The organism is Peptoniphilus harei, from assembly GCF_900454685.1.
Lineage (GTDB): Bacteria > Bacillota > Clostridia > Tissierellales > Peptoniphilaceae > Peptoniphilus_A > Peptoniphilus_A harei.
This window is the reverse complement of the sequence record NZ_UATM01000032.1, coordinates 336,996-352,815: the sequence shown is the minus strand read 5'-3', so window position 1 is coordinate 352,815 and position 15,820 is coordinate 336,996. Positions and strand designations below refer to the sequence as shown.

Below are 15,820 nucleotides of genomic sequence, written 5' to 3'. Positions count from 1 at the left end.
GGCAAAAAAAATTGCCGAGATAATCTCGGCGAGTAAAAGGAATTTAATTAAAAAAGTGTATTAAATAATCTGTTATCAGTTTAACATAGTAATACGAATAAGACAATAATAAATTTAAAAATATTTTGTTAAATTTAAAAATTTATAAAAAAAGAGGAGCTTATTCGCTCCCCTAATCTTTAGTAAAACTAGAAAAATAAAATTATTTTTCTTCTTTTGATAATTCTTGTGCTTTTGCGATGAAAGTTTTATAAAGATTTAACGCATCTTCATTATTATCTTCCATTATCATTGCTTCAGGGTGAAATTGCAAACATAAGAAATATGTTTTGTCAGTTCTTTTTACTGCTTCGATAGTACCATCAGAAGCTTCTGCCAAGACTTCTAAGTTTTCTCCCAGATCTTTAACTGCTTGATGATGCCAAGAGTTAACTTCTACATTACCAGATTTTCCGAAACCTTCAGCTAAGATATTGTCAGGGAATACATTTATTTCGTGTTTCACAAAAATTTCCTTGTTTGGATCTCTGTGAACTATGTCAGTTGGATTTTGAACTATTATATCTTGATATAAAGTTCCGCCTGATAAAATATTAGTTAGTTGCATTCCTCTGCAAGTTGCTATTGTAGGCTTATCTTCTTCTAATAAAGCCTTAAGTAAAAATACATCGGATTCATCTCTGCGTGGATTGATATCTTCTAAAGTAGGAATTGGTTCTTCGTTGTATAAAGCAGGATTCAAGTCATCTCCACCAGTTATAACAACACCTTGAACATCTTTGATTTCTTCTTTAGCTTGTTCAAGAGATTTCATTTCATTAAGAAACACAACATTTGCACCAGCTTTTCTTAAAGCATCAGCATACATTTGAGTGTCTATATCTACTTTATCTTTTGAATCTTTATCAACTTCATCAGTTGACCAAGAAACTGCAATTGTAGGACCGTCTACATTATTTTTATCACTACAAGCAGTAAAGATTAACATTGATACAAGTAAAAAAGTTAAATAGATAGCGATTTTTTTAATGTTAAATTTCTTCATGTCATACTCCTCTCTAAAATATAACTTTCTAGCCTTACATTTACAGTATAACGTTTTCATAAAAATAAAACAATAAAAATTTTTGAAAATAAATTAGCAGACTACTTGCAAGAGTGCTAATGATGTTGTATAATTTAGATAGTCAAAGATAGTCAAACTAAATTTGACCATGATTTTTATCTTAATTTCACAGAAACAGAAACAGAAACAGAAACAGAAACAGAAACAGAAACAGAAACAGAAACAGAAATGGAAACAGAAACAGAAACAGAAACAGAAACAGAAACAGAAACAGAAACAGAAACAGAAATGGAAATGGAAATGGAAATGGAAATGGAAATGGAAATGGAAATGGAAATGGAAATAAATCCAAAGATGAAATTAAATAAAAATCTTAATTTTATTCCATTTAATTAATTTCTATTATGTTGCAATATTTTTTATTGGGATATAAATAGATAGAGATTAAATGTTTATATATATGAGGAGGTAAGATTTTGAAATACAAAGATTATTATGAAATCCTTGGAGTTTCTAAAGATGCAGATGAAAAGGAGATAAAGAAGGCTTATAGAAAGCTTGCGAAAAAATATCATCCTGACGTCAACCAAGGCGACGAGGTAGCTGCAGAAAAGTTTAAGGAAGTTTCTGAGGCCTACGAGGTCTTGTCTGACGCTGACAAGAGAAAAAAATATGATACTTTTGGATCTAATTATGATTTTTCATCTGGTTATGATTTTGACCCTTCTCAATATGGTTATACTTATACCACAGGAGGAAGCGGTGCAGATTTCTCAGACTTCTTTGAAACAATTTTTGGCTCATCTAAGTCTGGCGGCAACTTCTCTGGTGGTTTTAACATAAATGACATCTTCGGAGATTTCTCTTCTAAGGGAAGGGGAAGGAGTCAAAAGAAGGCTAGGAATAAATTTGAATCTGAACTTTCTATTTCTATTAAGGAAGCCTTTCTTGGTGTGACAAAAAATGTTTCCCTAACTTACAAGCAAAAGGAATATGACATTGCTGTCAAGGTTCCTGCTGGAATCACTAGGGGCAAGAAGGTCAAGGTAAGGGGAGAAAAGTTTGGTCTTCCTGGCGACATCTTGTTCAAGATTAACATCAAAGATGAAAAAAATCTTGCTCTTGATGGCCTTGATGTGACTAGGACTGTGGACATCTATCCATGGGAAGCTGCCCTTGGATCTTCTAAGACTGTTGAGAGTCTCAGCGGCAAACTCAAGTTAAAGGTACCAGAAGGTTTTGTTGGTGGAAACAAGATGAGGATTCCTTCCAAGGGTTTTAAGGACCTAAAGGGAAACTTAGGTGACCTCTATGTGGTATTTAACATTGTGAACCCTGAAGAATTAACTGAAGAACAAGTAAAACTATATAAGGAATTAGAAAAATTAAGTAAATAACAAGATTAAATTGATTAAATAAATAATAAATGAGGTGTTTATATGAATTTTGAAAAATTTACTCAAAAATCCCTTGAAGCCGTTCAAGGCGCCTACAATATTGCGAAGGAATACGGCAATCCAGAGGTAAAAGAAATTCACATCAATTACGCCCTCTTAAATGATAAGGAAGGCCTTATTCCTAGGGTCTTGACATATATGTATAAAAACCCTGATATGTTAAAAAGTGAGGTCTTAAAGGTTATTGAAAGACTTCCAAAACAATCAGGTGCAGAAGTTTATGCCGACTCTTCTTATAGAGACCTTTTCCAAAAGGCAGAGGGCTTTAAAGAAAAGATGGGCGACGATTACCTTTCTGTTGAACACATCTACCTTGCCCTTTTAAATATGAAGGGGACTGACTCTTCTTCTGTCTTTAATAAGAACAAGATTGATGCTGATGGATTTTTAAATGCCCTTAAGAAAATCAGGGGCAACCAACACGTAACAACTGATAACCCAGAGGGAACTTATGACGCTCTAAAGAAATATGGCCAAGACTTAACTGAACTTGCTCGTGAAGGCAAGCTTGACCCTGTTATTGGTCGTGATGAAGAAGTTCGTAATGTAATCAGGATATTATCTCGTAGGACTAAGAACAACCCAGTTTTAATTGGTCCTCCTGGAGTTGGTAAGACTGCCATAGCTGGTGGACTTGCCCAAAGAATTGTCTCTGAAGACGTGCCAGAAGGCTTAAAAAATAAAACTGTCTTTTCTCTTGATATGGGTGCCCTAATTGCTGGTGCCAAATATCGTGGTGAGTTCGAAGAAAGATTAAAGGCTGTCTTAAACGAAGTCTTAAAGGCTGATGGAGATATAATTTTATTTATCGACGAAATCCACAATATTGTGGGAGCAGGCAAGACTGACGGTGCCATGGACGCATCTAACCTTTTAAAGCCAATGCTTGCTCGTGGCGAACTTCACGCTATTGGAGCAACAACTCTTGACGAGTACAGAAAGTACATCGAAAAGGATCCTGCTCTTGAAAGAAGATTCCAAAAGGTTATGGTAAATGAACCAAGTGTTGAAGATACTATTGCAATCCTTCGTGGTCTTAAAGATAAATATGAAATTTACCACGGAATTAGGATCTCTGACCCAGCAGTTATTGCTGCAGCAACTTTGTCCGATAGATATATAAGTGACAGGTTCTTGCCAGACAAGGCAATTGACTTAATGGACGAAGCCTGTGCAATGCTTAGGACAGAAATCGACTCTATGCCAACAGAAATTGATGAAGTTAGAAGAAGAATTTTGCAACTTGAAATAGAAAATCAAGCCCTTAAAAAGGAAACTGATGAAGCAAGTGCTGAAAGACTTAAAAAACTTCAAGGCGAACTTTCTGAAGAAAAGGCAGAGTTTGACAGGTTGAAATCAAAGTGGGAGGCAGAAAAGAAGGAACTTGATTCAACAAAGGATATCAAGAAGAAAATCGAAGAAACCAACCACGCCATAGAGGAAGCTGAAAGAAATTACGACTTAGAAAGACTTTCTGAATTAAAATACGGGACTCTTCCAAAGTTAAAGGAAGAACTTGCAGAAAGAGAAAAGACATCTACAAAGGACGAGTCATCTATGGTGAAGGAAGAAGTAACAGAAGATGAAATCGCCTATGTAGTTAGCAGGTGGACAGGAATTCCTGTTGAAAAATTAAATAAGACTGAAAGAGATAAATTACTTGGTCTTGAAGACATCCTCCACAAGAGGGTTATTGGTCAAGACAAGGCAATTGAACTTGTGTCTGACGCAGTTTTAAGGGCAAGGGCTGGACTAAAAGATCAAAACAAACCAATAGGTTCCTTTATCTTCTTGGGACCAACTGGAGTTGGTAAAACTGAAACAGCCAAGGCACTTACAGAAACACTTTTCGATGACGAGAGAAACCTAATAAGGATTGACATGTCCGAGTACATGGAAAAACACTCCGTGTCAAGACTTGTGGGATCTCCTCCAGGATATGTAGGTTACGATGAAGGTGGACAACTTACTGAAGCAGTAAGGAGAAAACCATATTCAGTAATCCTATTTGATGAAATCGAAAAGGCCCACCCAGATGTATTTAACATCTTGTTACAAGTCCTTGATGATGGTAGACTTACTGACAACCAAGGAAGGACTGTGGACTTTAAGAATACAGTTATTATAATGACATCAAACATTGGATCTCACTTCTTGATTGATGGAATCGATGAAGATGGCAAGATCAAAGAAGATGCAAGAGAAAATGTAATGGCTGATTTAAGGGCATCCTTTAGGCCAGAGTTCCTCAATAGGGTTGATGAAATTGTCTTATTCAAACCACTTCAAAGAAGTGAGATTTATGGCATCATCAAAAAGAGTATTGAAGAGGTTGAAAAGAGACTAAGAGATAGAGACATCCACATCGAAGTTACAGATGGTGCCTTGGACTTTATCTTGAACGCATCCTTTAGCCCACAATACGGTGCAAGACCTGTTAAGAGATATATCTCTCACAAGCTTGAAACAATTATCTCTAAGCTTATTATTAGGGGCGACGTAATGGACGGCGACACAATTGTTGTTGAAGTAGAAGCAGACGACTTGTCTGTCAAAGTAAAATAAATATAAGGACTTGCTTAGGCAGGTCCTTTTTTTAGAATTTTGTGATTGGAATTAGGTGAATTTTTAGCAAAAACTTAGGGACTTATTAGTTTTTTTAATAGAAAAAATTATTTCCGTAAAATTACAAATTGTTAAGAAAAGATTAAATCTAATAAAAACCTCTAAGTTATCACATTCCTATCACAAAAAGGATTTAAACTCAGTAACATAGTATGAATTAAGAAGTATAAAAATATTTTATATTTTAATTTAGGAGGAAATTTATAATGAAACCATATAGCAAGAAATATTTAACCCTAGCCTTAGCAGGAGTTTTAGCAGCATCAATCCCAGTATCTGCTTTTGCGGAAGTAGAAGGAAATGGTGATGGAAGCCCAACAGCAAATCAACCAGAAGTATCAACACCAGCAAAACCAGAAACAGAAACTCCACCTGTAGATAATAGAACAGAAGCTCAAAAAAATGATTTATCAGATATAAATGTTACTATTGAAAAAGGTGACAGATATTATATTAAGAATTTGAAGCTTCCTGAAGGAGCAACAGTTGTAGGAGAAAACTACTATAGTTATGATTCAACTGGAAAAAGAAGTGAAACAATAAGAGTAAAATTTAAAGATAATTCTGTGAAGGATATTAAAATTAACTTTGATGTTATTAACAGAAAAGAAGAAAAAAAACATGGAAACATCACTCTTAGAAATGTAAGATACGATGGAAAACACATCAAGGGTGAAACATCAGCTTATGCTGAAATCTACGTTCAAGATAATTATTATAAAGAATTTAGAAGCAAGAGATCTATTGGAAAAGCTGATAAGAATGGTGAATTTTCAATAAAATACGACATCAAAGAAGGCGAAAGTGTAACTATTTTTGCTGATGATGGAGATCGTACTTCAAGAAGTGTAGAAGTTAAAAATGACAACTACAAAAATATCAAGGGAACAAGAGTTGACGCTACAGGCCTAAATATTGTAGGCAGAGTTTTAACAGGAACTGTAAAGAATCACGCTTTTGATTATATTACAGTTTACCTTGATGGCGAAGAATTAGGAAAAGCAAGAGCCAACAAGGATGGATTCTTCTCAATATCACTTAATAAAAGTATAGACAGAAGAGACCTTGACGACCTAAGATTCTACACTGATAAAAAAGAAGTTGAAAATAAAAAATTCAAAGTTACAGAAGCCCTTGAAGGACAAAAACTTGTAAAGGGTACTGCAAACACTGATGATGAAATCACAGTTTATGACGCATCTGGCAAAAAAATCTCCAACACTTATGTAAATAACGCTGGAGTATTCACAGCTTTCTTAGATAGAGCCCTAATCGCCGGCGAAACAATTAAACTTGAAGCCAAAGATAAGGACAAAAACATCACTAAGATTGAATACAAGGTAACAAAAAATGCAGTAGAAGAAGTTAAGGCAATTTCTTACATCAAGGGATATCCAGATGGAACATTTAAGCCACAAGCAAATGTAACAAGAGCAGAAGCAGCTCAAATGTTTGCTACACTTCTAAATGGTGGAACAAACTTTGGAACAAGCCAAGCAACAAAGTTCTCCGATGCAAGCGACGATTGGTACTCAAAGGCAGTTAACTATGTTGTTGGCAAGGGACTAATCTCTGGTTACCCTAATGGAACATTTAAACCAAATGACAGCATCACAAGAGCAGAATTTGCACAAATGATCTCTGGCTACATCAAAAATGAAAAAGCTGGATCATCAGACTTCCAAGATGTTAAGGACCACTGGGCAAAGGATGCAATTGACAAACTTTACGGCAACAAAAATGTTACTGGTTACCCAGATGGATCTTTCAAACCAAATGCTAAGATCACAAGAGCAGAAGCTGTTACAATCCTAAACTCTGTATTTAACAGAAACACAAACAAGAACTCACTTAACAATGTGAACACTTCATCACTTAACAAGTTCTCTGATGTTAATGAAAGCTTCTGGGCTTACTACAACATTCTTGACGCAGCAAACACTCACGATAGAGAAAGACTAAACTCAACTTCAGAAGTTGACATGTGGAAATAAAAATAAAAAATTTACGGGCTCCCTTAGGGGAGCCTTTTTTTATTGCCTTCAAAAGTTTCTTGGTAGGTAAGAATTATTGACTTGATAAAAAACTATAAAGTTCTAAAAAACTTTTAATTAATAAAATTTTAATAATTAAAGAATTTTTATGAAGTGCGAAAAAAATGTAAACTCATAAAAATTTATGAACTTACAAAAATCTGTAACTTAATAAAAAAATGTTACTTCAAAAAGATTTGTGACCTTATAAATTTTTATGATTTTACAAAAGATCTAAGGATTACAAGATTTTAAAAGTCACGAAAAATTAAAAAGAGATAAATTTTAAAGAAATTTGATGAAAAATTATAGAAATATTTACAAATTAATAAAACATGTCTAAAGATTCATTTATCAATCTTAGCTAGATTTTTCTTGTAATAAAAAAGCAAGACTTCATAATAATTTTTCAAGAAAATTAAAATTGTCCTTGACTTTTAAAAATCCCCCCTATATAATTGATGAAACAATTAAATAAATTGTATTGAAAAATACGATAGAGGCGCGGGACCTATCAGTAATCTCTCAGAGCAAGACCATGCGATGAAGGGAGATGAAAGGAGATTTCGCCGAAGTGTATTATTGGTAACAGATAATATGCTGGGCATGCAAACAACATTTGCATGACTGTCACGATTTAGTGGGGAGCTATCTAAGGTTAAATACTTTGTCTTACATAATTAGACATTTTAACAGTTTGGATTTCCCAAACTGTTTTTTTTATTACTTTTTGATAGTTACCGAAGATTTTTACGGAGGTATATCATGAATTTAAGAAGAAACGCAAGAAGATTACTACTAGTTGGAGCTATAGCAGGAACAATGCTTTTAACAGCTTGTAACCCAAAGGGTGATGGGGGATCAGCTGCTGCACCAGCTGACTCAGACACATTAAGAGTTGGAATGGAATGTGACTACGCTCCATTTAACTGGACACAAACTGGTGAAGAACACGGCTATGCAATTGCAGCAGGTGGATATGCTGGTGGATACGACGTTGAAATCGCAAAGAAAATTGCTGAGTCCATGGACAAAAATCTTGAAATTGTAAAAACTGAATGGAATGGTCTTACTCCAGCTATTACATCTGGAAAAATCGACCTTATTATAGCAGGCATGAGTCCAACTGAAGAAAGAAAGGAAACTCTTGACTTCTCTGACACTTACTACACATCAGACCTTGTAGTTGTTGTTAAAAAAGACTCTCCTCTTGTTAATGCAAAAAACATAAATGATTTTGCAGGAGCAAATATAACTGGTCAACTTAACACTTTCCACTACGATGTTATTGATCAAATGGAAGGCGTAAACAAATCAACTGCTCTTGAAACTTTCCCAGCAATGATAGTTGCTCTTAGAAGTGGAAAGATTGACGGTTACATTTCTGAAAGACCTGGAGCCCTATCAGCTGTAGCAGCAAATGACGACTTAACTTTTGTTGAATTTGATGAAGCTAATGGATTCCAAACTTCTGTTGAAGACACATCAATTGCAGTAGGAGTTAAAAAAGGAAACACAGAACTTCTTGACCAAGTAAACGAAGCTCTTTCAAAAATTTCTGAAGATGAAAGACAAAGCATAATGGAAGAAGCGGTTGTTAACCAACCCCTAGGTGAATAAGTATAGGAGATAAATATGCCAAGTAGTTTTTTTGGATGGATTGGATTTTTATTAAAAGAATATGGCCCCCTCTTTATTGAGGGGACTATTAATACAATTATAATTGCCGTTGTGGGTACTTTAATTGGTTTTTTAATAGGTCTTTTAATCGCAATAGTAAGAACGACAAAAGTAAATAAAAAGTCATCTGCATTTAAGAGGGTGGGCCTAAAGGTTTTAAATGTCATCATTAGTATTTATATCCAAGTAATCAGGGGAACTCCAATGATGGTTCAAGCCATGATGTTTTATTACGGATCCCTTCAATATTTTAATTTAAATATGGCAGCTATGCCTTCAGCCCTAATTATAGTTTCTGTAAACACAGGAGCTTACATGGCAGAGATAATAAGAGGTGGAATTATTTCTGTAGACAAGGGACAAACTGAAGGAGCCCTTTCCATTGGAATGACTCATTGGCAAACAATGACGGAAGTTGTCCTTCCTCAAGCTGTGAGAAATATTATCCCTTCAGTTGGAAATGAATTTATTGTAAACATCAAGGATTCCTCAGTTCTTAATGTAATTTCTGTTTCAGAACTATTCTTCATTTCAAAGTCAGCTGCAGGAACTTATCTTAGATACTTCGAAGTCTTCTTCATAACAGCCTTAATTTATTTAGTCTTAACAGTAAGTGTGAGTCAAATTATGAAGCTTGTTGAGAAGAAGTTAGACGGAGATGGATCTTATAAGATTTACGGATCACAATCAACAGCAGAAGTTATAGAAGTAAAGGAAGAGGTGTGAGATGGCCAATATTTTTGAAATAGAAAACTTGGAAAAAAGTTTTGGAGCAAATGAAGTTTTAAAGGGAATAAATTTTAAGGTCCAAAAGGGCGAAGTTGTTTCAATAATTGGTTCATCTGGATCAGGTAAATCGACTCTCTTAAGATGCATCAACCTCTTGGAAGAACCAGACTCTGGAAGGATTTTATACCACGGAGAAAACATCCTAGAAGAAAATTCTTCTATTAATAATTACAGGACAAAAGTTGGAATGGTTTTTCAATCCTTTAACCTCTTTAACAACATGTCTGTACTTGAAAATTGTGTAATAGGACAAGTCAAGGTCCTAAAGAGGTCTCGCGATGAGGCAGTTAAGATTGCAGACCAATTCCTTGAAAAAGTTGGCATGTATCCCTTTAGAGACGCAAGACCAACATCCCTATCTGGTGGACAAAAGCAAAGGGTGGCAATAGCAAGGTCCCTTTCCATGAATCCTGAAGTTCTACTTTTTGACGAGCCAACATCGGCTCTTGACCCAGAGATGGTAAAAGAAGTCCTAAATGTTATGAGGGACTTGGCAGAAGAGGGACTCACAATGCTTGTTGTGACTCATGAGATGGGTTTCGCAAGAGACGTGTCCAACAGGGTCCTCTTTATGGACAAGGGAGTCATAGCAGAAGACGAAGACTCAAAAGAATTTTTCACAAATCCAAAGACACAAAGGGCAAAGGAATTTTTGTCCATGGTTTTATAAAGAAAAGGCTCGAGAGGGCCTTTATTTTTTTGCTATTTTTATAAGACTATTTTAATCTTTATAAGCTTTAATTTATATAGAAAGAATTCCACAAAAAAAGCAGCCTCTTAAGGCTGCAAAATAAATTATAAAAATCTTACCAAATGTGTAATAAGTGTTGCATAAACAAGCTGACACAAATAATTCCTATCCAGCAAAGAGCACCTTCTATGATTGCCTTACCACCTTGAGAAATTAATTTTTTAAGGTCTGTGTTAAGACCAATAGCTGACATTGCCATAATTATAAAGAACTTTGACAAGAACTTCATAGCTGACAAGAAGGAGTCAGGTAATGGAAGGACAGTTGTGATAATTGATGCAAGAAGGAAGAAGAGGATAAAAGTTGGGAAAGTTTTAAGAACGCTAACTTTTTCTGTACTTTCCTTTGACTTTATAATGCCAAGACCAAGAGTGATTGGGATAATGGCAAGAGTCCTTGTTAATTTTACAATTGTCGCATAGTTAAGAGCTGTGTCGTCATTAAACATAGTTGACCAAGTTCCACTTGCTGCCACAACAGAAGATGTGTCGTTAATAGCAGTTCCTGCCCACATGCCAAAGCCTGTGTGAGTCATGCCAAGCTTAACCCCAAGAGTTGGGAAGATTAGAGCGGCGATGATGTTAAACAAAAATATTACAGAAATAGAAGTTGCAACATCCTCATCCTTTGCATTGATAACAGGTGCAGTTGCAGCAATGGCAGATCCACCACAAATTGATGAGCCAACACCAACAAGAGTTGCGATGTTGGAATCAATATTTAGAATTTTTGCAACGACAAAGGAAATAATTAAGGCAGTGGAAATTGTTGAGAGAATTATAAGAAGTGATGACTTACCAACAACAATAATTTCTCCAAGATTAAGTCCAAAACCCAAAAGGATTACGGCGTATTGCAAAACTTTTTTGGATGTAAACTTAATTCCAGCTTCAAAGGACTCTGGTCTTTTAAAATTATTTAAAATAATTCCAAGTAAGATACCAAAGACAGGTCCACCAACAAGTGGAAAGCTCTTGCCTAAGAAGTAGGCAACAAGACCAATAAGGCCAGAAAAAATTAGGCCCTTAAGTAAATTTTTATTCATAATAACCTCCTGATTAAAATTTATTTATAAAAATAATTTATGAAACAAGTATCTATTATACAACAAGATAAAAAATTTGGCATATAAAATTATTTTATGGACTAAGTAGAAGTTGATAAATTAGACCTTGAAATTGATTTTATAGTCTTATTCAGTTATAATTATTCTAATATATGTAGAAATTTATCGGAATATTGACAGTTTATGCCAAGACCTTATCCCAGTGGATTGGGTTTTTTTATGGAGGTTTTATGAGTAATAAAAAATTTTATGTCACAACGCCAATTTACTATCCAAGTGACAATCTTCACATTGGTCACACTTATTGTACTGTGGCAGTTGATTGCGTAAAGAGATTTAAGACAATGCAAGGTTACGATGTTTTCTTTACTACTGGTACTGATGAACACGGCCAAAAAATAGAAGATAAGGCTAAGGAATTTGGCATGGAGCCAAAGGCTTATGTTGATGGAATTGTTAAAAATATCAAAAAGCTTTGGGAAATTATGGATATTGACTACGATTACTTTGTTAGGTCAACTGATGAGAACCACCAAAGGGATGTCCAAGAGATCTTCCAAAAGCTCTATGACAAGGGAGACATCTACAAGGGCGAATACGAGGGATATTATTGTAAACCTTGTGAATCCTTCTGGACTGAAGCTCAACTAGGTGAAGGTCACACTTGTCCAGATTGTGGCAGACCAACTGAACTTACTAATGAAGAGTCCTACTTCTTTAGACTTTCTAAATACAAGGACAGACTTTTAAAATATTACGAAGACCACCCAGAGTTTATTGAGCCAGCTTTTAGAAAAAATGAAATGGTTAGAAACTTTTTTGAAGGAGAAAGTGGACTTGAAGACCTTTCTGTTTCAAGGTCAACTTTTGACTGGGGAGTTAAAGTTCCCTTTGATCCAAAACACGTTGTCTATGTTTGGATTGATGCCCTAACTTGCTACTTGACTGCAATTGGTTACGGAACTGACAAGGAAAAATTCAATGACTATTGGCCAGCTGGTGTCCACTTTGTTGGAAAGGAAATCATCAGATTCCACGTAATTATTTGGCCAGCAATTTTAATGGCTCTAGATTTACCTCTACCAGACAAGGTATTTGGTCACGGTTGGATTTTATTTGACAACGACAAGATGAGTAAGTCCAAGGGAAATGTTATTTACCCTGAACCAATTATCAAGCTTTACGGAGTTGACGCTCTTAAGTACTTCCTACTTCGTGAATTCTCCTTTGGTTCTGATGGATCCTTTAATATAGAAAAATTCATGCAAAGACTTAACTCTGACTTGGCCAATGACCTTGGTAACCTACTTTCAAGGACTGTCTCCATGGTTGGCAAGTACAACAACGGAGTAATCGAGGACATGGGTGTAAGGGAAGATGTTGATGACGATTTAGAGAATCTTGCAGTTTCCGTTGTAGATAATGTTGAAAAAGCAATGGAACACTATGAATTCTCTGTTGCCCTAGAATCAATTTGGAAGTTAATAAGAAGGACTAACAAGTATGTTGACGAAACAGAACCTTGGAAGCTTGCAAAGGATGAAGACAAGAAAGACAGGCTAAACACTGTTTTATATAACTTGGCCGAAAGTTTGAGAATTGTTTCTGTTCTAATTTATCCATTTATCAAGGAAACTTCACTTAAGATTAGGGAGCAACTTGGCCTTGATGAAAAAATTAACTGGGAAGATTCGAGAGTATTTGGTCTACTTCCTGATGGAACTAAGGTTAAGAAGGGAGAAGTTATCTTCCCAAGACTTGATATAGAAGCTGAAATTGAAAGATTTAATGAAGAAAACATAGCCCTATTAGAGTCAAGAATTATGAAAGAAAATAAGGAAGAAAAAGAAGATATAAAAGAAGAAGTTACTATAGATGATTTTGACAAACTTGATATAAGAGTGGCTGAAGTTGTTGATGTGGAAGACCATCCAAATGCTGACAAACTTTTTGTTTTAAAATTAAAAGTTGGTGACATGGATAGACAAGTTGTATCTGGCATCAAGGACTACTACAAAAAAGAAGATTTAATTGGCAAGAAGGTCCTAATGATTGTAAACTTAAAGCCAATTAAGTTAAGAGGAGTTGAATCCAAGGGAATGATTCTTGCAGCAGAAGATGATGAAAAGAACCTAAGCCTTGCATCAACTTTAGCTGACCTTAAATCAGGAGCAAAAATTAGTTAGGAGAAAAGATGATAGATTCACATGTCCACCTAGATGATCAGGCCTTTGATGAAGATAGAGATAGCCTAATCAAGAGCCTAGGCGATAATGGAATAGAACTTGTAATAAATAATTCTTCTGACCTCCCATCATCTGAGAGGTCGGTGGAACTTGCAAATAAGTATGAAAATATTTATGCAGCCATTGGAGTCCACCCTCATGAGGCAAAGACTTATGATGATGGGGTTGAAGAAAGGTTAATTGAACTTTCAAAAAATGAAAAAGTCATGGCAATTGGAGAAATTGGTTTAGATTATTACTACGACAACTCTCCAAGAGATGTGCAAAAGGAAGTCTTTAAAAGACAAATTGAACTTGCGGCAAGACTTGGCAAAAATATTGTCATCCACTCTCGTGATGCAGTTAAGGATACCTTTGACATCTTAAAAGAGGCTCACGAAAAATATGAATTTACAGCCTTAATCCACTGCTTCTCCCAATCAGTTGAGATGATGGAAGAGTATGTGAAGATGGGAGACTACATTGCCCTAGGTGGTGCTGTTACCTTTAAGAACGCCAAGACTCCAAAGGAAGTTGCAAAGAAGGTCCCACTTGATAGGCTCCTACTTGAGACAGACTGTCCTTACATGACACCTGTTCCACACAGGGGCAAGAGAAATGAGCCTAAGCTTGTTAAGTTTGTCTGCCAATACATTGCAGACCTAAGGAAAATTGACCCAGAAGAAGTGGAAAAGATAACGGCAGAAAATACAAAGAGGTTTTTTGGAATATGAAGATGACAATTAAAGAAGTAATTGTCGCAGAGGGTCGTGATGATGAAATTGCCATTAAAAAGGCAGTTGATGCAGAAATTATAACCACTCACGGCTTTGCTTTCGGAAGAAAATTAATAAATCTCTTAAAGGAAATGGACAATAAGAAGGGAATAATAATTTTCACAGACTCTGACTATGTTGGATCACAAATTAGGAAGAGAATCGCTGATGAAATTCCCACTGCCAAGCATGCCTACCTTTCCCAAAGGGTCTCTACAAAGCATGGGGACATTGGAGTTGAAAATGCATCTCCAGAAGAAATCCTAAAGGCCCTAAAGGCTGCAAGGGCAACAAAAGCAGAAAAATCAACAGAATTTACCATGGCTGACTTAATAAAGAACGACCTAATAAACTCTGATGATGCAAGCAGTAGACGTGAAATGCTTTCTGAAATCCTAAAAATAGGATATGGAAATGGAAAAAAGACTCTTAGCAAATTAAATTCCTTTGGCATAACAAGGGAAGAATTTGAAGAGGCTATGAAGGAAGTGAACTCCCATAGATAGATTATATAAACCCAGCAAACTTTCAGAAATTCTTTCCAAGTATGGCTTTAGATTTACAAAGTCTCTGGGACAAAACTTTTTAATAGATGGAAATATTGTAAGAAAAATTGCTGATGCAGCAGAAATCACTGAAGATGACAACATCCTAGAAATTGGTCCAGGAGTTGGAACAATGACAGAGGAGTTGGCCCTAAGGGCAAAAAAAGTCTTGGCAGTTGAGATTGACGAAAAGTTAAGAGAACTTCACAAGGAAACCTTAGACATAGACAATGTAAAGGTAATTTACGGAGACTTTTTAGACCTTGACCTCAAAAAAATAGCTGAAGAAGAATTTGGTGACGAGGGTTTTAAGGTCGTTGCCAACCTTCCCTATTATGTGACCACACCAATTATAGAAAAGTTGATTTTATCAAAGGTTAATTTAATTTCTATAACAGTAATGGTTCAAAAGGAAGTTGCAAAGAGGTTAGCAGCACAACCTGGTAACAAGGACTATGGATCACTTTCAGTTTTTATAAATTATTACACAGACTGCAAGTACAAGTTCCAAGTGCCTAGCTCAGTTTTTATGCCAAAGCCCAATGTTGACTCCGCAGTTGTCAACTTAAAGATGAAGGAAAGAGAAGACCTTGATACAGACTTCTTATTTAAAATAGTTAGGGCAGCTTTTACCACTAGGAGAAAGACTTTGATAAACTCTTTTTCCAATTCAGGACTTTCTTATAGCAAGGATGAAATAAAAAGAGCCCTTGAGCTCAGTGGAATTGATGGAGGAAGAAGGGCAGAGACCCTCAGCCTAGAAGAATTTATCGTATTAAGTGTTAACTTTAAAAGTGTGGGGTAAGA

13 protein-coding genes and 1 riboswitch are annotated in these 15,820 nt (G+C 35.5%); of the genes, 11 read left to right on the top strand and 2 right to left on the bottom strand.

The annotated features are described in order from the left end of the window. Positions 1-202: 202 nt before the first annotated feature. The gene (locus DRZ96_RS03080; RefSeq protein ID WP_236587220.1) at positions 203-1,105 is read right to left on the bottom strand and encodes a gamma-glutamyl-gamma-aminobutyrate hydrolase family protein; all 903 of its coding nucleotides are present in this window, start codon (positions 1,103-1,105) and stop codon (positions 203-205) included. Positions 1,106-1,294: 189 nt separating this feature from the next. On the opposite strand from DRZ96_RS03080, the gene DRZ96_RS10495 reads away from it, so the two are divergent. From DRZ96_RS10495 to DRZ96_RS03045, 7 genes are all read left to right on the top strand, one after another. Next, positions 1,295-1,462, top strand: coding sequence for a hypothetical protein (locus DRZ96_RS10495; RefSeq protein WP_172605452.1), 168 nt, complete (start codon positions 1,295-1,297; stop codon positions 1,460-1,462). A gap of 80 nt (positions 1,463-1,542) precedes the next feature. Then, positions 1,543-2,463 carry a DnaJ C-terminal domain-containing protein gene (locus tag DRZ96_RS03070; RefSeq protein WP_112889537.1) on the top strand — a complete coding sequence of 307 codons (921 nt, stop codon included), beginning with the start codon at positions 1,543-1,545 and terminating at the stop codon, positions 2,461-2,463. A gap of 42 nt (positions 2,464-2,505) precedes the next feature. Continuing rightward, positions 2,506-5,088: an ATP-dependent chaperone ClpB gene (clpB, locus tag DRZ96_RS03065; RefSeq protein WP_112889536.1), complete on the top strand. Its 2,583-nt coding sequence runs from the start codon at positions 2,506-2,508 to the stop codon at positions 5,086-5,088. 266 nt (positions 5,089-5,354) lie between these two features. Beyond that, positions 5,355-7,142, top strand: a complete 1,788-nt coding sequence (locus DRZ96_RS03060) for an S-layer homology domain-containing protein (RefSeq protein ID WP_112889535.1) — start codon at positions 5,355-5,357, stop codon at positions 7,140-7,142. Between the two features lie 528 nt (positions 7,143-7,670). After that, a riboswitch (Lysine riboswitch) is annotated at positions 7,671-7,840 on the top strand. Between the two features lie 106 nt (positions 7,841-7,946). After that, positions 7,947-8,801 (top strand): transporter substrate-binding domain-containing protein, encoded by an 855-nt coding sequence (locus tag DRZ96_RS03055; protein ID WP_112889534.1) that lies wholly within the window; start codon positions 7,947-7,949, stop codon positions 8,799-8,801. A gap of 15 nt (positions 8,802-8,816) precedes the next feature. After that, positions 8,817-9,587, top strand: a complete 771-nt coding sequence (locus tag DRZ96_RS03050; RefSeq protein WP_112889533.1) for an amino acid ABC transporter permease — start codon at positions 8,817-8,819, stop codon at positions 9,585-9,587. A gap of 1 nt (position 9,588) precedes the next feature. Beyond that, entirely contained in the window at positions 9,589-10,320 is a 732-nt protein-coding gene (locus DRZ96_RS03045; RefSeq protein WP_112889532.1) for an amino acid ABC transporter ATP-binding protein, read from the top strand. 136 nt (positions 10,321-10,456) lie between these two features. On the opposite strand, the gene DRZ96_RS03040 is transcribed toward DRZ96_RS03045, so the two are convergent. Next, a complete protein-coding gene (locus DRZ96_RS03040) occupies positions 10,457-11,446 on the bottom strand; it encodes a YeiH family protein (RefSeq protein WP_070699945.1) in 990 nt (329 codons plus the stop codon). A gap of 251 nt (positions 11,447-11,697) precedes the next feature. Between DRZ96_RS03040 and metG the strand changes: the two genes are divergently transcribed. Genes metG through rsmA form a run of 4 tightly spaced genes read left to right on the top strand, consistent with a single transcriptional unit; the run spans position 11,698 to position 15,818 of the window. Next, complete coding sequence (gene metG, locus DRZ96_RS03035; RefSeq protein WP_112889531.1) at positions 11,698-13,653, top strand: methionine--tRNA ligase; 1,956 nt, start codon at positions 11,698-11,700, stop codon at positions 13,651-13,653. An 8-nt stretch (positions 13,654-13,661) separates the two neighbouring features. Then, positions 13,662-14,426, top strand: a complete 765-nt coding sequence (locus tag DRZ96_RS03030; RefSeq protein ID WP_112889530.1) for a TatD family hydrolase — start codon at positions 13,662-13,664, stop codon at positions 14,424-14,426. Next, positions 14,423-14,974, top strand: a complete 552-nt coding sequence (gene rnmV / locus DRZ96_RS03025; protein WP_112889529.1) for a ribonuclease M5 — start codon at positions 14,423-14,425, stop codon at positions 14,972-14,974. The genes DRZ96_RS03030 and rnmV overlap by 4 nt, the downstream gene beginning before the upstream one ends. Continuing rightward, positions 14,967-15,818 carry a 16S rRNA (adenine(1518)-N(6)/adenine(1519)-N(6))-dimethyltransferase RsmA gene (gene rsmA, locus DRZ96_RS03020; protein WP_112889528.1) on the top strand — a complete coding sequence of 284 codons (852 nt, stop codon included), beginning with the start codon at positions 14,967-14,969 and terminating at the stop codon, positions 15,816-15,818. Before rnmV ends, rsmA begins: the two co-directional genes overlap by 8 nt. Positions 15,819-15,820 lie beyond the last annotated feature (2 nt).